Genomic DNA, 17,956 nt, shown 5'->3' on the forward strand with positions numbered 1-17,956 from the left:
AAAGTGAGGAAAAAAGTATGAAATCTCTGTATGCAATTGATGTAGGAATTGGCTTTACCAAAAGGGCATATCGACAGGATGTAGATTCTGAGATGACGGTCAAGAGTGAAGCTTCCACACTAGCCCCTGTACCTAATCATGCTGAAAGTGAAGATTTAACAAAGGTAAGTTTTATAGACTTAGACTTTGCATACTACATGGGAAATGAAGCACATCAATCTGACGCTTCATTTCTTCCTCCATTTGACGATGAAATAGAAAATTATTATGAAAGCGAAGAGTTTAAACAACAAATATTTGGTTGCATTGCAAAGGATTATAAAGAAAATGTCGTGTTACCTCTAGTTGTTACCGGGCTTCCCATCACTTGTTTTGGTAGTCAGCATGAGCAATTACAACGTGCACTAAAAAAAGAAACTTCCGTGCAAATTGATGGGAAATTTATTAATATTACGGTGGAAAATGCTTTGATTCTTCAGCAACCGGTCGCTTTACATGCCTATCTCTTAAAAGAGGGAATCATTCAGGAACGAGATCGCATCTTAATTATTGATGGTGGATTTCGTACATTAGAAATGACAGATATGAAACAGAATCTCATTTTAAATCATTATGAGACGGAACTAGGATGTAGCAAGCCTTTGAAAAATATTAAGAATATCGTGCAGAATTATGAGGGTGAAAGTAATCAATTGCATATTAACGACATGCCAAACATATTAGAAAAAGGATATGAATGTCGAGAAGAAAATCATGAGACAAGTCAGGTTCATACTTTGATTCAAAAAGAGTTGGATGCACACTTCCAAGACGTCATACGTGTATTACAAGAACAATTTACGTTAGAACAGTATGATACTATCATTTGGACAGGAGGAATAGTAGATCTCCACAAAAAACGAATTGAAAAAATGCAAAGTGAAATTTCTTCTTTCCGTATGGTAGACGCTTCGAAAGAGGCTGCACTTCATGGATACTACATTATTGGGAGTCAAGTATTTGACGACATCACCAATCAATCTGCATATGAATCCAAATTATAATAACGACTGAAATGGAGTTCGTTGAATAGACGTGCCAAATTATGTAGCTTCTTTTCCACATATAATAAATTCTTTATAAGAAAAGATAAAAAGTGCTTGTATAGAGGAAATGTTTAAAATTGAAAATAAAAATAACTAATATATAGGGGGTCTTCCTTTTAAAAGAATAAGACCTCCTATGTCATTTATTTTATAATTTAGATGATCTAAAAACTTTTCCTTCAAGACATGAATATCTACATACAAATTTCGTATTACGGATATGATTCGATCAAACATAAAACTATTTAGAAAGGAAGAATAGTATGGAATGCATAAAAATGACGAAATGGAGTTGGTATCATGTGAAAACTAGTGAGCTTGAAAAACTTTCTTCTATAATCCCTCGTGATGTAACATCTTATTTCTCTCAATTTGTAAAGAAAATAAGTTCTCCTTGTGAAAATGGATTATATGTTTATACGTTATCACCAAGTCAAACTTGTGTATATGGTTCGTTTTTATATGATCAAGATAAAAAGGACGCCAAAATTCAAAAATTTCTTCATTATTTCGTAGCTCATGGGATACTGATAACAGTTCAGGAAAAGGAGGAAGAAGATTTCCAAAAATTAATACATAATATCCCTATGGGTACAAAAAATTGTAATAGTTCTGCTGAAGGATTATGTGCTATCTTATCAATGTTTATATCTCATTATTTGCGAAAGGTTGACTACTTTGAAAACAATTTCAGAAATGTATTATGGGATTTTTATCATCATAATAACATAGCAGTTTTAGAAAGGATTTATCATATTCGTCATGAATTATTTATGAACACACATGTGTTTCGCTTAATACAAGAAGTGTTACAAGGCCTAAAAGAAGCTTGGTTAGAAAAACTAACAAACACCCTTTGTTATAAACAAACACACGTAAAATTAGAGCGTGGATTACAACTTGTTAAAGAGTACCAAGAAGAATTAGACACGATGATTCATTTGCAAGAAGTTGTTTCTTCTCATCGTGGGAATGAAATTATGAAAGCTCTTACTGTATTAACTGCTGTGAGTACGCCTTTGACAGCCTTAGGAGCATTATGGGGTATGAATTTTAAATACATGCCTGAACTGGAATGGAAATATAGCTATTTAATCGCTCTCTTATTTATTATTTTCACAACAGGGGGGATGTATATGTATATGCGATTCAAAGGATGGACAGGTGACTTATTACGAGTAAAGAAAAAGAAATCTTTTTTTAAATCTAATTAATCCGCTTAATTATTAGACTTGGTACAATTGTAAACGACACCTAATATATCAAAGACTGTTTTCCTCTCATACCAATGAGATTTTCGTCCGTTTTGTTATGGGAGATTGAACAGGCGAATTAACACCTTTGATAGCTATTAGGTGTTTTTCTGTATGGCTTGATAAATAAGAAGAAAATAATCTTTAATCTATATATGACCTTATATTCACTCAGTTCTTGTTTCTTTTCATAAGAAGTAATTGATGCATTTGAACCATAGTAGCCGAACAGAGTAGGATCGCGATCAGTTGCCCATAGAAATAGTAGGATGCTATTCCGATAATTGTAGTTTGCTAATAATTTTACCTTACATAAATGTAATACAAATGAAAGGTAAATGAATATGTAAAATTCCATAAAACAATTATTCTATATAAGGAGCAAATACGAATTAAAGAAACGGTATACGTATAGATGATTTGCAGCAATTATCTTAACTAGTTAAACCACCTTTAAACAATAATTCTAAGGAGATTAGAAATGAGAAAAATCATTAACCTATGTATGATTGGAGCCCTCTTATTTGGTTTATACTTGGCGTTCACGCCTAAAGAACCAAGAAATGGAATTTTGATGTTAGGAGATAAACAAGCTTTACAAGATATACGAAGTGAAAATAAAAGTGAAATTAAGTCTATCGATTTATATAAAGTTAAAACAGCACAATATAATGGAGAATCAGTATTTATTATGGATCAAAAAACAGGTGAAGCCGTAATAAAAAAAGGGATATTACGAGAGGGAGAAGATCATTTTACACCGATTTCAGATCCAATAAAGTCTATGCCTACAATAACAAATGATACTGCTGTGTTATTCGCGGGTGAAAAAAGTGAAAATATAAAAAAATTAGTAATTGCTGACAAGGAAATACCGGTAAAATATGATAGTAATACTTGGTTTGGGCATTATCGTAACTCGAATTATGAACAGTGTATTTTAATTGTCAATAATTCTATGTTTACTCAAATTCCTATACAAGAAACCTATATGGGAATTTTTGAACTTAACAAAGTTTATGGAAATAATCATGGAGTTGTTGATACCGAGGATAAAAAATCAGTACAAGTGGAGAAAGAATTTCAAAAGATTATTGAGAGTAGAAAAGATAATTCACAGTTTTTAGAAGCGTTATCAATTATAAAATAATAAGCCTAAAAAAAGGTGAAAACTAACTAAAAAATAATATAAATATTACGGAGGATTCATATGGCTGGCGTTATAGGACATACAGTAGTTACAGCAACTGTAGGATTAGTATATAAAAAACATTTAAATATCACAACTTTATTTTTCGGTATGGCGATTCCAGATGCTATAAGCATGTTCATTGGAAAGGTACCGCTTATACCAGGAGGAGCGGTAGATGAGAGTTTTATAGGTGGACTAGCTTGCGCTTTAGTTTTGACTTTACTAATTATGATAGGTCTTAAAACAATACCTAGATTAATGAAACTGTTTACTTATAAACAGAGCTCTTCATTAAAAATTATTTTTATTTCTGCTTTAATAGGTACAGAATTACATGTATTGATGGACCTTATTGCCATAAACGGATGGCTGAATGGAACTATATTATAATAGTTTGATTTTAATGAAATATATAATTTAGGAATATCACTTCTTTTATTGTAAGGAGTGGTTTTTTTATATAGAGGCTAAATTCTCACAAATAACTGTAAAGGGAAAAATTTCGTTATGGGGGTGTCTCAAAATCTTAGCTTGATGGCGATGGGGTAGTCCCATATCCCCATCAAGTTAAAGTTTTGATGTCCCCGTAATGATAAAAATGGTGAATATTTATATGAAAGATTAGAGCTCTCCTTCTTGTAGGAGGGCTCTAATCTTTGTTTAAAAACTATATCATATACATGGGCAGACTCAATATGTGAACTTTGTCCGGATTCAATTTAGAATATAAAAAAGGAGAACTTGCGTTAGAATACAAGCTCTCTTTAAAAGAAATAACGTAATTGAGATACTTATATATTAACAATTGTTTTCTTCTAATTCCATATGTCATATGTTGAGAAATAAATTATAAATGGATTGATAAAGCTAAAATGAATGATTGACATAATATTTAGACGATAATATAATAAATCTCGAATTCAAGATAACTTGTAAAGGATTGGTAATTATGAGTGTGATTAATGATGAGAGCTTATCTTTAAAGTTATTTGTTACATTATCAAGGGCAGCACAGGCAATTACTAAGCGTATTGAAGAGGATATAAAAAGTTATGGACTTAATCCAACTGAATTTGCAGTGCTTGAGCTACTATATAGTAAAGGCGATCAGCCTATACAAAAAATTGGAGATAAAATATTACTTGCAAGTAGTAGTATCACGTATGTAGTGGATAAGTTGGAAAAGAAGAGGTTCTTAATACGAAAACCATATCCTAAAGACCGCCGTGTCACGTATGCGTCAATTACTTCAGAAGGTATTGAATTAATGGATATTATTTTTCCTCACCATAAAGAGGCGATTCGGCAAATATTTGGTGGTTTGGACTATATTGAGAAAAAAATGATAATCGAAAAGTTGAAAAAATTAGGGTATTATGCACTAGAACTATAAAAGTTTAGAAATATATCTCGAATTAGTAATGTCCTAATTAAATATAAATTAAATAAATAGGAGGAAAAATTAATAAATGGTAGTAATTTTATTATAATGAAAAATGAATAAAACATGTAATTTCAATTGGTATAGTAGGAAAGATGGTTGTTATGTTAACGTATACATATCGTCCTTTAAATTATAAATCTTTCATAAAGCGGAGAGTGGGTATCAAGAATGGAATTACGTCATTTAGAGTATTTTATTCAAGTTTGTAATAATAATAGTTTCACTAAAGCTGCGGAAGTTCTAGGTATTTCACAGCCGACTTTAAGTCAACAAATACGTGTTTTAGAAGGTGAACTTGATACACCCTTGTTTCATCGAGTTGGAAGAGGTATCAAAATGACAGAAGCGGGTAAGCTGCTATTTGATAAAGGAAAATTTATTATGCAACAATTTGATGACGTTTATAATGAAATTTTTGAATTAAAGGGTGTAAAAAGAGGTGTGATTACTATAGGAGGTCTATTAGAGGATCTCACTTATTTAACACCTTATATTATGAAGTTTCAACAACATTATCCCAACATCGTAGTAAAAATTATAGAATCCGAAGTTGCTGTAAATCAAATCGTTGACAAAAATATTGATTTCGGGATTACACGTAGTGCTCAAATTCCAGACACATTAACAAGCACCCTTTTGTATAGTGAAGAGCTCGTCCTTGTAATTCCAAAAAATCATCCTTTGAATGAAAAATCATTTGTTTCTTTTAGAGAATTAGTAGGGCTGAGTAGAATAATGGTTTCATGTAGTTGTCGTGAATCTATTAAGATATATTGTGAGAGTTTAGGGTTATCTTTATCTGAAGCAAATATAGAAACAAAATCTTCTATTTCTCTATTGAGCCTTGTATACAATGGACATGGGGTTGCCATAATACCTCTTTCACTGGTTAACTTTGTTAATAATGATACTTTGAGCATAGTTCGTATTACTGACCCAACACCAAGCCAAGATATTAATCTTATTCACTTTGATGATAAATTTTTAAGTTTTGCAGCACGTATCTTTATGCAGAAGTTAAATGATTCGCAAAAAGTATCAGTGTAATAGAAATAATAATGATTCTAGTGTAACAATTGAAAAATTAAGATCTATATTAAAGTCAAAGGGCAGTGGATTTATATGTGTGGTGTAGTCGATCAAGAGGGGGATACCATTGACTTTTAATTAAGGAAAAAAGGACAGACTTTGCAAGGAGAGAAGGCTATCAAAAACAAGTTAAGTTAATCAATCAATCAATCAATCAATCAATTCTTCGGTCTTATCGCATAGTAACAGGTTCCATGTAGGGATATACAATGTTATTTCGAATCTACATACCCTTATTGTAGAAAGAAAACCACCGGCATTATACCGGTGGTTTTGACTTAGAAAGCAAAGCAAGTACAACCAATCCCCCATTTAGTTCCATCTTTTCCTATTACGGTATGAGTGTGTTGATGGAGAGGGTTACTACAACTATGTAACTTGTTATCATGGGAATCGTGGGAAAGTATAGTGTTGGCTAGGTTAGCACCACCATAACCGTAAATGCCCGTCGGTGACCAATCAGGTGATGCTGGCGGCAATTCAGGTGATAAATTTTTAAATTCATCATTTCCATAAACAACCTGTCCACCCATAATGGTGAGTAATGATTCAAGGTTTTTGATTTCTTCTTCTGGCACAGTAAAGTAGTCAGCAGACAATACAGCAATATCAGCAAACTGACCTACTGCCAGGGTTCCTTTTTTACCTTCATCACCAGAGAACCACGCACTTCCTTTTGAATATAATTCCAGGGCTACTTTTCTATCAAGTTTATTTTTTTCATCGTATATCGAAAGACCACCAATGGTTTTTCCAGCAACCATCCAGTAAAGAGCAACCCAAGGGTTATAGCTGGAAACCCTAGTTGCATCACTACCGGCGCCAACAGGTATACCAAGTTCTAACATACGATAAATCGGAGGTGTATGCTTTGCAGCTTCCTTTCCGTATAAATCAACAAAGTATTCACCTTGAAAAGCCATGCGGTCTTGGATGGCAATACCGCCATTTAAAGCCTTAACACGTTCCATACTACGATCTGAGATTGTTTCTGCATGATCAAACCACCAGCGTAGACCATTAAAAGGAATTTCTCTGTTAACTTCCTCAAATACATTTAAGAAACGTGTGATTGACTCATCATAAGTTGCATGTAAACGGAAGGGCCAACGGTTTTCCACCAATAGAGAAATTACTTTCTTTAAGTCAGCTTCCATCATCGTAGCTAGTTCAGGCCGTGGCATTTGAAATTTTTCAAAATCGGCTGCTGAGAATACTAACATCTCTCCGGCACCATTCATTTTATACTTATCAGTTCCTTGACCTGGAGAAACAATTTTTGCCCATGAAGCAAAGTCTTCATATTCATGATTTGGATTTTGCGTAAATAGATTATACGCAATACGCAAAGTTAATTGATCTTTCTCAGCTAAATGTTCAACAACTTTATAATCATCCGGATAATTTTGGAATCCACCACCTGCGTCGATGGCACTTGTAATACCTAATCTATTTAATTCACGCATAAAATGGCGAGTTGAGTTAATCTGGTCGTCAAGATTAAGTACTGGAGCTTTACCCAAACTTGAATAAAGAATAGAAGCGTTAGGGTTAGCAATTAAAAGGCCCGTTGGATTACCTCTTTTATCCCGCTGAATTAAACAGCCTGGAGGGTCTGGGGTATCTTTCGTGTATCCCAGTGCACGTAGCCCTGCACGATTTACAAGTGCTCTATCGTAAAGATGTAGCACAAAGACAGGAGTGTCTTCAGAAACGGCATTAATTTCTTCCAAAGTTGGCAACCGTCTCTCTTTAAATTGAAATTCAGACCAACCTCCAACTACTCTTACCCACTGAGGAGCAGGTGTACGCCTTGCCTGTTCTTTGAGCATTTCTAGAGCAATAAAAAGTGATGGCACGCCTTCCCAACGTAATTCCATATTATAATGCAGACCACCACGAATAACGTGTATATGGGAGTCATTCAGGCCTGGAATAGCTCTCTTTCTTTTAAGGTCTATTTTTTTTGTTTTTTCCGTGGCACTATTAAGAAGCTCATCTCCACCTACTGCAGTGACTAAACCATCAGTTATGGCGATAGCAGATACCTCAGGCTGAGATGGATCAAGGGTAGTAATTTTTCCGTTATATAAGATCATATCCGGTAAATTCATGTTCACACCTCGTCTACTTTCTATTATTTTGTAACCATGGATGAAATAATTTACCGAAAATCGGCATGACTACCCATGATAGCAAGGACACTATACATACAGAAACGAAAAAAGCGGACATAATAGGATTCATATGTTTTATAATAGGTCCTATCACTTTAGGAACTAACATGCTAAGAGGCCATACACCCAGAAGGGTAACGATAGACATTTTCCATTTTGGCGGTGGAACTGGCGTTTTCGGAGTAACAAACCAATAAGCCAAACTACTTTCAGTTTTGTAACTTGGATTAGTAGCTTGAAATTGTTCTGCCGTTTTTAACAAATCCCGGCGAATGTCTGATTCTTGCCAAGCACGTAGATGCTCATACGTATCAAATCGAAAAATAACAGTATACTCTCTCGATTCGTTACTTGGAACTATTAGATTTACACCTAAATGCCCTGGGAATTTAGTAGCGGCAGCTTCGATTTCATGTCTCCATGTTTCAAACTGTTTTTCTTTACCTTGTTGAATTTCCCATGTAACAATCGTTGTTACTGGATCAGCAGCATCCATCGTGTTCCCTGTATAAGTCTCTTCGACAGCTACTCCTTCTTGTTTCATATTTTCCTGCTTGGAAGCGCGCCGTGCACCATAGTATATGCGTATTCTACTCCTTGACCATAAGCGCCAGTGTGCTCCTTTACAATTTCCATTACAGCATCATAAGTGTCTTTGTGTGCCCAGTCACGTTGGTATTCAAGTAAAACTTGAATTGCTGTCACTGGAATTGCACCAGCTTGTTCTACACGACGCATAGCAGCGTTATGTGCTGTCAGACTAGTACCACCTGAAGCATCATCAACTGCATACACTTCATAGCCAGCTTTAATTGCTTCAAGCACAGGGAATGCAAGGCAAACTTCAGTCCAAAGTGCTGCAAATATTAATTTCTTTCTACCTGTTGCTTTAACTGCTTCAACAAATTTTGGATCTTCCCAAGAGTTCATTGAACTGCGTTCTATAATTTCATGGTTTGGGAATATGTCAAGAATTTGTGGCCAAAAATAACCAGAAAAGCTGCGTGTCTCAACTGTAGTAAGAATAGTAGGTACGTTAAAAGTTTTTGCTGATTTAGCAAGTAGCATAACGTTATTAATCAATGTTTGTCTATCAATACTTGCAACTCCAAAAGTCATTTGAGGTTGAAAATCAATCAAAATTAATGCACTGTTCTCCGGATTTAACAATTCTAAATTACTCATAATAAAACGCTCCTTTTTTAATTGTTTAAAATAGATAATATTGAAAATAATATATTTTCTGTTAATTTAAAATTGTAATCGTAAAAATAAAATTTTTGCTATACCTTTTAAATTAAAAGAGAGTGCTGATTTAATCAGCACTAAATGTATACTATCCATTTTTTTGAAAGTGATTTAAAGCTATTTCTTTGAAATACATTTATGCATTTTGTTTACTAAGATCTCGCTGAGCTCCCCTATAGCTTCCAATTATATTTTGATAGCCTGGAAGATTGCTAGCAAGCAAATTGCCAAAACCTTCGACATCGTTGCGCCAATCGCGTTGTAATTCGCAAGCTACGCTAAACCAGTTCATAAGTTGTACACCACTATGTGCCATACGAGTATTGGCAGCATCTGCAACTTGTTTACTGAAAGTTCCTGAAGCATCCGTAACAGCAAATACTTCATAGCCAGCTTTTATAGCGGAAAGTGCCGGGAAAGCAACACAAACGTCCGTAACTACGCCTGCGATGATAAGTTGTTTTTTTCCAGTTTCTTCGATTGCTTTTACAAAATCATCATTATCCCATGCGTTAATTTGTCCAGGTCGAGCTATTTTTGGTGCATGAGGAAAGAGATCAACCAATTCTTGCATTAAAGGTCCATTAGGCCCGTTTTCGAAACTTGTTGTTAAAATAACTGGTAAATCAAAAAACTTAGCAGTATGAGCAAGAGCTAAAACATTGTTCTTGAATTCATCAACACCATAGTCACGTACTAGTCCGGACATAAGACCAGTTTGATGATCTACTAAAAGCACGACAGCATCATCTTTGTTAATACGAGAATAGAGATCAGTCATTATGTATTCCTCCTAAAAATTAAGTAATCGAAGAAAGTTTAAATAGTCGAATACTATCATAAGTTTCGTCGTTTATAACTAAGCTGACCAATAATATTGGTTATAGCAGCATTCACAGAACATGAAGTGCTATACAAATTTATAGTATTTGAAAACTGATTCGTTAATCAATTCTAAATTATCTATAATTTGTATAGGTTGTAACTATAGTTGTTTTCACTATAAAATAGATTGGTTTTACCTATACATCCTATAGATAGAATGATATTGATAGTCACCTATTTTTGTTATTACAATTGAATAGGAGTAATGTTCAGTAATTATTTTATGATGAAAAAGGTATTAGAGGGGGGATTGTTCCAAAAGGAGAAAATGAATGCATTGGAACAATAGAGTTTCATACTTAGAGTTCACAATATAAACGTGCATGAATAGGTTATGACATTCATCCGGATTATTGAAAAAAAGGATACATATTAGAATATTTTTGGGAGGTAGAAGCATGGCTAAAATTACTGTAGGAACCGAAAATCAAGAACCAATTGAGATATATTATGAGGATCATGGCACAGGAAAACCAGTTGTACTCATTCATGGTTGGCCGTTAAGTGGTCGATCTTGGGAATACCAAGTTCCCGCTCTTGTTGAGGCTGGATACAGAGTTATAACATATGATCGTCGAGGATTTGGACAATCATCTCAGCCGTGGGAAGGGTATGAATATGATACCTTTACTTCTGATTTACATCAACTATTAGAACATTTAGAGCTTCAAAATGTCACACTTGTTGGTTTTTCTATGGGGGGAGGCGAAGTAGCCCGGTATATTAGTACGTATGGAACAGATCGTATTGAAAAGGCTGTTTTTGCTGGGGCAGTTCCTCCATATTTATACAAATCAGAGGATCATCCTGAAGGGGCCTTAGATGATGCAACAATTGAAGCATTCAAAAGTGGTGTGATAAATGACCGCCTTGCATTTCTTGATGAATTTACTAAGGGATTTTTCGCGGCTGGTAATCGAACAGATTTAGTTAGTGAGCCATTCCGTTTATATAATTGGGATATTGCAGCCAGTGCATCACCTAAAGGAACACTTGATTGTATTACCGCCTTTAGTAAGACAGATTTTAGAAAAGACTTGGAGAAGTTTAATATACCTACTCTTATTATTCACGGTGATTCTGATGCAACTGTACCATATGAATATAGTGGGAAATTAACACATGAAGCAATTCCTAATTCTAAAGTAGCCTTAATAAAGGGTGGTCCACATGGGCTAAATGCAACGCATGCTAAAGAATTTAATGAAGCACTCCTATTATTTTTAAAGGACTGATTACAACTATATAATTGTTAATTGATAAATTATAAACAAGTAAAAATAAATCTAAAAAAAGATGCTCTTGGATAAAGCCAGGAGCATCTTTTTTTAATGCGGAGTAGTGCACCACCGTAATCAATTCAAAGGATAGAAATCTTTCATAACGAAATTTCTATTCTTTTTTTAATGGTGGTAATGATATGTTAGGTTGATAAATATTCATTAGTTTCGAATTGAATATTCTTCTTAACAGCAAAAATTTATTGATTAGAGTTTTTTTAGGTCTTTTAGATGTATTGCTATATTACGATCAAGATAATATTTTGAATAATCCTCCAAACAAAGAAACGCACATTTTCTTGTTTTGGGTAGTGAAGTTTCTTAAGTTGAGTGGGGCCCTTTACATCCTAATAAAAAAGTGTAGGCTTAAGCTTACAAATATTCATCCTCCACTTAAAATTGACGTTTTACACCTTCACATTTTTGAGGAAGGAGTTATTTGTCAGAAAAAAATAAAATCTTATTAATTTTTATAATTAGTAGAATTTTTGTAGAAATAATTCTCTTAATATATTAAAATAACATCGTATTATGTCAGATTTTAATTAGGGGAGAGAAATTTTATGTTGAAAAAAATCATTCCAGTTGCTTTAGCATTAAGTACAGTTACTTTTACTAGTGTATTTGCTGCGCCTTCAATCCAAGCAAGTACAGAACAAAACCGCTACATAGATGTACAAATGCTCGGTATTAACGATTTTCATGGGCAACTAGACACTGTAAAAAAAATTAACAATAAAGATGCAGGGGGAATTGAGTACTTAGGGGCTTATTTACGTGATCGTGAAAAACAAAATCCAAATACATTAAAGGTACATGCCGGCGATGTTGTTGGAGCAAGTACTCCTGTTTCAGCATTATTACAAGACGAACCTACAATTGAATTTCTAAATGATTTGAAATTCGATGTTGGAACGATAGGAAATCATGAATTTGATGAAGGTGTTGAAGAAATGAACCGCCTTATTTATGGTGGATACCATGAGAAAACAGGGAATTTTAAAGGAGCAAAATTCCCATATGTTGCTGCAAATTTCTATAATAAATCCACCGGTCGTTTATTTTTACCACCATTCACTATAAAAAAGGTACAAGGAGTTCCTGTTGGATTTATCGGAGTCGTAACAACGGATGTTCCTAATCTTGTTATGCCTACTATGCTAAAGAATGTAGAAATTACAGATGAAGTTGAAGCTATTAACAAATCCGTAAAGCAATTAAAAAAACTAGGCGTTAAATCTATCGTTGTTCTTGCACATAACGGAGGTATAACAGATGGGAACGGCGTAACAAATGGTGATATCGTCCGATTAGCAAATGAGACTGATCCAGAAGTCGATGTTATTTTTGGTGGGCATAGCCACACCTATGTAAATGGAACTGTTAATAATAAACTTGTCGTACAAGCAAATTCATATGGTATGGCTTTTGCTGATGTTGATGTAAAGATTGATCGTAAAACACAAGATATTGTTGAGAAAAAAGCAGAAATTGTTACAACTTACCATGAAGGCATAGAGCCTGATAAAAAAATCAAGAAGAAGATGGAGAAATATCAAGCAAAAATCGCACCTCTTGTTAATGAAGTTGTAGGTAAGTCTATTGCGCCACTAGATCGCAAACTCAATACGGCTGGTGAATCTACTCTTGGAAATTTAGTTGCTGATGCCCAGCGTACAACAATGCAATCTCAAATTGCACTTATGAATCCTGGTGGTATTCGTAATGACTTAGATGCTGGTGATATTACATGGGGAGAGATATATGGTATTCAACCATTCGGAAATCAATTAATAAAAGTAAATTTAACAGGTCAAGACATTCGTGATATTTTAAATCAACAATGGCAAAAAGACATAACAAGAATGCTTCAAATTTCAGGAATCCAATACACTTGGGATGCGAACAAGCCTAATGGAGAAAAAGTAACAAGTATTCGCTTAACAAATGGAGAAGAAATCATTCCTTCTAAAACTTACAGCGTCGTTGCGAACGCATTTCTAGCTTCAGGTGGAGATGGATTTGTATCCTTTAAAAACGGTAAAGATGCTGAAACAGGACCAACTGATTTTGAAGCATTAGTAGATTATATAAAAAAATCAAAAGAACCAATTCAGTCTATTATTGATGGAAGAATTCAAAAAATAAATTAGTTTTTTATTAATCTCAAAAACAACTAGATTACCTGTGCACTATACTTTTTAGTGTGCAGGTAATCTATTTTTTTGATTTGAAATAGTCTAACTGTGGCCAATGGGTATACTGTCTAGATGCAGAGTGCCGAAAAAAATGAAGTGAACAAAAAATAACCCCTAAATTAACTCTATGATAAAGAGGCTACAAACAATCAAAATTTGGAACTTCATATTAACCATATATTAACTACGTTAATAATACATACTGAAATTGAATACTTTAGATAACATCATTTATAACAAATATCTGTACATTATAATGTTATGCAATGAGGAATTTACAATACAATGAATTGAAGCTTATTTAGTTTTATATTCGTATAAGTGAATTAAGAATTTCTTAAGAACCTATTAAGAAATAAGTGAGTTTTAGGAACTAGAATAAATGTATCTTAACAGTAATAAGAAAATGAATGTTTTAAACGGAAGTTGGCAGAGTATGTCAAAAAGCTATAAGTAAATATTTCAGGAGGTTTTTTATGAAAAAGAAAATAATTATTGCAATTGTTGCTTCTGCTATAACAATGACTCATTTTGTAGGAAATACTTATGCAGATTCGAAAACAGAGGTTTCTGTTACAGCTCCCTATAATACAAATCAAATAGCGAAATGGTTAGAAGCACATGCAAAGCCTTTAAAAACAACTAATCCAACTGCATCTCTTAATGATTTGAAACCACTTAAGGATATGGTAGGTTCAGCTTCAATTGTAGGTTTAGGTGAAGCTACGCATGGGGCTCATGAAGTTTTTACGATGAAACACCGCATTGTTAAGTATTTAGTATCTGAAAAGGGCTTTACCAATCTAGTTTTAGAAGAGGGATGGGACAGGGCCTTGGAACTTGATCGATATGTTCTTACTGGTAAGGGAAACCCAAGCCAACATCTAACACCTGTATTTAAGACGAAAGAAATGCTAGATTTACTTGATTGGATTCGGCAATATAATGCTAATCCAAAACATAAATCTAAAGTACGTATCATCGGGATGGACATTCAATCAGTAAACGAGAATGTTTATAATAATATAACAGAATATATTAAAGCGAACAATTCAAAACTATTGCCTAGAGTAGAAGAGCAGATAAAAGGTCTTATTCCTGTAACAAAGGATATGAATACTTTTGGAAGTCTTACGAAAGAAGAAAAAGAAAAGTATGTTTTAGATGCTAAACAAATTAGTGCTTTATTAGAGGAAAATAAAAGCTATTTAAATGGAAAATCTAAAGAGTTTGCATGGATAAAGCAAAATGCTCGTATTATTGAACAGTTTACTACAATGTTAGCGACACCTCCTGATAAACCAGCGGATTTTTATTTGAAACATGATATTGCAATGTATGAAAATGCGAAGTGGACTGAAGAACATTTAGGAAAAACCATTGTATGGGGACATAATGGACACATTTCGAAAACAAATATGCTTCCTTTTATATATCCTAAAGTAGCTGGGCAGCATTTAGCAGAATATTACGGAAAACGGTACGTATCTATTGGAACGTCAGTTTATGAAGGACAATACAATGTCAAGAATAGCAATGGTGAATTCGGCCCATATGGAACATTAAAATTAGATGATCTAAACAGTTATAACTACATTTTTGGACAGGTGAAAAAAGATCAATTTTTTATTGATTTACGTAAGGCGAACGGCGTGACAAAAACTTGGTTAAACGAACAACATCCAATTTTCGCTGGAATAACTACCGAAGGGCCTGATATACCAAAAACTGTTGATATATCATTAGGTAAAGCGTTTGATATACTTGTTCAAATTCAAAAAGTGAGTCCATCTCAACTACATCAATAAATTTAGAATAATGTGCCTTAATGACAAATTTCATAGTGTTTCATATAACACTATGAAATTTGTTTTATATAGCAAGAAGAATAATCGCATTAGAAAAAATCAGCAATTTAAGCTGTTAAGAGTAAAACGAATCTTCAATATGTAAAGCGCAAAAAACACTGAAGCGAAAAGCATCGGTGTTTTTTGCGCTTTCGGGCACAGATGCTACTTCAACCCTATTGTACAAGTGATTTTGTATGTAAGGAATTTGTAAGGAATAGGTAAGAAAAAAGAGATTTTCATTGTGTAGGATAAAAATATAAGGAGGCGTGAAGGGGGGAACAATTACGGCCTACATATAAAACAAACAATCAGTAACAAGAGTGTTTTGTGAAAATAATGAGTACAATGATTGCAAATGCATTGTTGCCTTTTCATCATTTGGAGAATGGATAGCTGTGTGGTTCGTATATGACACTTCTATCAACTATCTATACAATTTTAATAGAAGAGAGGAATTTTTTATGAAAACACGCAGTAAAATTACATGTGCAAGTCTAGCACTTTTAATAGGTGGAAGTTCCCTGTTATACATAACACCAACATCAGTTGTAAAAGCAGAACCTACGCAAAATGTATCTAGTTCGTTACAAACAAGTACGCAAAGCGATCGTAATTCCGTTAAGAAAGCAATACGAGATGAACTGCAACTTGGATACCCGGGAATACTCGCTCAAATTTCTAAGGGTGGTAAAACTTGGAGTTATACCGCTGGGATAGCGGATCTGAGAACTAAGAAACCAATGAAAGCAGATTTTCGCTTTCGCATTGGTAGTGTGACGAAAACGTTCATTGCAACAGTTCTACTTCAATTATCTGGAGAGAACCGTTTGAATCTAGACGACTCCATTGAAAAATGGTTACCTGGTGTTATTCAAGGAAACGGATATGATGGTAACCAGATTACTATCCGGCAAATATTGAATCATACAAGTGGTATTGCTGATTATATAAATTCAAAAGACTTCGATATTATGGATACAAAAAAATCGTATACGGCTGAAGAATTCGTCAAAATGGGGATTTCTCTTCCCCCAGATTTTGCACCAGGAAAGGGTTGGTCTTATTCAAACACAGGTTACGTATTACTGGGGATCCTTATTGAAAAAGTAACTGGCAACAGTTATGCGGAAGAGGTTGAAAACCGAATTATTGAACCGCTTGATTTGTCAAATACATTTCTACCTGGTAATTCAAGCGTGATTCCAGGCACCAAGCATGCCCGTGGCTATTTGCAACTAGACGGAGCGAGTGAGCTAAAAGACGTTACTTATATTAACCCAGGTAGCTCGGATGGAGATATGATTTCTACTGCTGACGATTTAAACAAATTCTTCTCTTACTTACTCAGTGGTAAATTACTGAAGGAACAGCAGTTAAAACAAATGCTTACTACAGTTCCTACAAATAGAGAGGGAACCGGATATGGTCTTGGAATCCTTGAAATTAAGCTTCCGAATGGTGTCTCGGTATGGGGACACAGAGGTGGCGTTCTAGGGTTTTCCACTTTTGCTGGTGGAACACTTGGAGGCAAACATACATTGGCCGTCAATTCGAACAGTTTTAAGATTAATAATCCAGAGTCTTTTAAAAACGTTTTAATTGCTGAATTTAGCAAGTAGGCAAAAAGGAAAAACAGAAAAATTTTGTCATTTGTAATTTCAATCGGAATGGATTAACGCTTGAAATGAGTATAGAAGGCGTTAAGTATCTAGGAATAATCAAACTAATCATGAGAGATGGCTAAGTAAAAGGATTGGTTTATATATTGTATTCTCTCCAGCCGATTAAAGAAGTAACAGATATAATGAGTGATTATTATGTATATATTATTGTAGTTGTGTTTGTATCGTCACTGATTATAAATTTGTATAAGGTGCGAAGTCTAATTTAGGACTTCGCACCTTTGCTGTTTAACAGCTTTTATTACTAAGCTATTAATAATAGCAAAAAGGAGAATGTAACTAGTTATGCAGATGAATCTTGGCACAGGTGCTATGTAGGAGATTTTGCTGAAAATAAATTTAGAAGAATATATGAATTAGAGACATGAAAGCTGAAATGAATTTTAGTAGTTTTTATGTTCATCAGTTACTTAAAATTCTAGCTGTTTTGTATACAGAGTTTTTCCCACCGTGATTGATAGCGCGTAAATATCATTCTTAATTATATGTAGTGTGCATTGAGTGAGATTTTTTAGAACTAAATACAGTGTCATCTCCTAATGGTGAAAACAGTATTTGAATATTGTAGGGATC

14 protein-coding genes and 1 pseudogene are annotated in these 17,956 nt (G+C 34.0%); 10 read left to right on the forward strand and 5 right to left on the reverse strand.

The features are described from left to right. Positions 1-17: 17 nt before the first annotated feature. Positions 18-1,043 carry a ParM/StbA family protein gene (locus BM089_RS18320; RefSeq protein WP_072938901.1) on the forward strand — a complete coding sequence of 342 codons (1,026 nt, stop codon included), beginning with the start codon at positions 18-20 and terminating at the stop codon, positions 1,041-1,043. A 305-nt stretch (positions 1,044-1,348) separates the two neighbouring features. Further along, the gene (locus BM089_RS18325; RefSeq protein ID WP_000388935.1) at positions 1,349-2,299 is read left to right on the forward strand and encodes a magnesium transporter CorA family protein; all 951 of its coding nucleotides are present in this window, start codon (positions 1,349-1,351) and stop codon (positions 2,297-2,299) included. A gap of 5 nt (positions 2,300-2,304) precedes the next feature. Here the strand turns inward: BM089_RS18325 and BM089_RS18330 are convergent. Beyond that, positions 2,305-2,602: pseudogene (locus BM089_RS18330) on the reverse strand (IS4 family transposase); the annotation flags it as partial. 217 nt (positions 2,603-2,819) lie between these two features. Here BM089_RS18330 and BM089_RS18335 point away from each other — a divergent pair. The 4 genes from BM089_RS18335 (at position 2,820) to BM089_RS18350 (ending at position 6,021) form a co-directional block, all read left to right on the forward strand. Beyond that, positions 2,820-3,488 (forward strand): lipoprotein BA_5634 family protein, encoded by a 669-nt coding sequence (locus BM089_RS18335; RefSeq protein ID WP_072938898.1) that lies wholly within the window; start codon positions 2,820-2,822, stop codon positions 3,486-3,488. A gap of 60 nt (positions 3,489-3,548) precedes the next feature. Next, complete coding sequence (locus tag BM089_RS18340; RefSeq protein WP_000929330.1) at positions 3,549-3,920, forward strand: hypothetical protein; 372 nt, start codon at positions 3,549-3,551, stop codon at positions 3,918-3,920. A gap of 559 nt (positions 3,921-4,479) precedes the next feature. After that, a complete protein-coding gene (locus BM089_RS18345) occupies positions 4,480-4,923 on the forward strand; it encodes a MarR family winged helix-turn-helix transcriptional regulator (protein WP_090977677.1) in 444 nt (147 codons plus the stop codon). A gap of 219 nt (positions 4,924-5,142) precedes the next feature. Continuing rightward, a complete protein-coding gene (locus BM089_RS18350) occupies positions 5,143-6,021 on the forward strand; it encodes a LysR family transcriptional regulator (RefSeq protein WP_061660758.1) in 879 nt (292 codons plus the stop codon). Positions 6,022-6,341: 320 nt separating this feature from the next. Here the strand turns inward: BM089_RS18350 and BM089_RS18355 are convergent, their stop codons facing one another. From BM089_RS18355 to ycaC, 4 genes are all read right to left on the reverse strand, one after another. Further along, positions 6,342-8,177 (reverse strand): amidohydrolase, encoded by a 1,836-nt coding sequence (locus BM089_RS18355; protein WP_001052853.1) that lies wholly within the window; start codon positions 8,175-8,177, stop codon positions 6,342-6,344. A gap of 13 nt (positions 8,178-8,190) precedes the next feature. Further along, the gene (locus tag BM089_RS18360; protein WP_000806852.1) at positions 8,191-8,784 is read right to left on the reverse strand and encodes an antibiotic biosynthesis monooxygenase; all 594 of its coding nucleotides are present in this window, start codon (positions 8,782-8,784) and stop codon (positions 8,191-8,193) included. Further along, a complete protein-coding gene (locus BM089_RS18365) occupies positions 8,781-9,425 on the reverse strand; it encodes a hydrolase (protein ID WP_000067162.1) in 645 nt (214 codons plus the stop codon). The genes BM089_RS18360 and BM089_RS18365 overlap by 4 nt, the downstream gene beginning before the upstream one ends. A 199-nt stretch (positions 9,426-9,624) precedes the next feature. Continuing rightward, on the reverse strand, positions 9,625-10,269 hold the full coding sequence (ycaC, locus tag BM089_RS18370) for an isochorismate family cysteine hydrolase YcaC (RefSeq protein WP_000131214.1): 645 nt from the start codon (positions 10,267-10,269) through the stop codon (positions 9,625-9,627). Between the two features lie 502 nt (positions 10,270-10,771). Between ycaC and BM089_RS18375 the strand changes: the two genes are divergently transcribed. From BM089_RS18375 to BM089_RS18390, 4 genes are all read left to right on the forward strand, one after another. Further along, entirely contained in the window at positions 10,772-11,608 is an 837-nt protein-coding gene (locus BM089_RS18375; RefSeq protein WP_001074328.1) for a bromoperoxidase, read from the forward strand. A 608-nt stretch (positions 11,609-12,216) separates the two neighbouring features. Next, positions 12,217-13,806 (forward strand): bifunctional metallophosphatase/5'-nucleotidase, encoded by a 1,590-nt coding sequence (locus BM089_RS18380; protein WP_016512618.1) that lies wholly within the window; start codon positions 12,217-12,219, stop codon positions 13,804-13,806. Between the two features lie 521 nt (positions 13,807-14,327). After that, positions 14,328-15,659 (forward strand): erythromycin esterase family protein, encoded by a 1,332-nt coding sequence (locus tag BM089_RS18385; RefSeq protein ID WP_072938895.1) that lies wholly within the window; start codon positions 14,328-14,330, stop codon positions 15,657-15,659. A 503-nt stretch (positions 15,660-16,162) separates the two neighbouring features. Beyond that, positions 16,163-17,320, forward strand: coding sequence for a serine hydrolase domain-containing protein (locus BM089_RS18390; protein WP_000857802.1), 1,158 nt, complete (start codon positions 16,163-16,165; stop codon positions 17,318-17,320). Positions 17,321-17,956 lie beyond the last annotated feature (636 nt).

The sequence above is a fragment of the Bacillus sp. 5mfcol3.1 genome (assembly GCF_900114335.1).
Lineage (GTDB): Bacteria > Bacillota > Bacilli > Bacillales > Bacillaceae_G > Bacillus_A > Bacillus_A thuringiensis_S.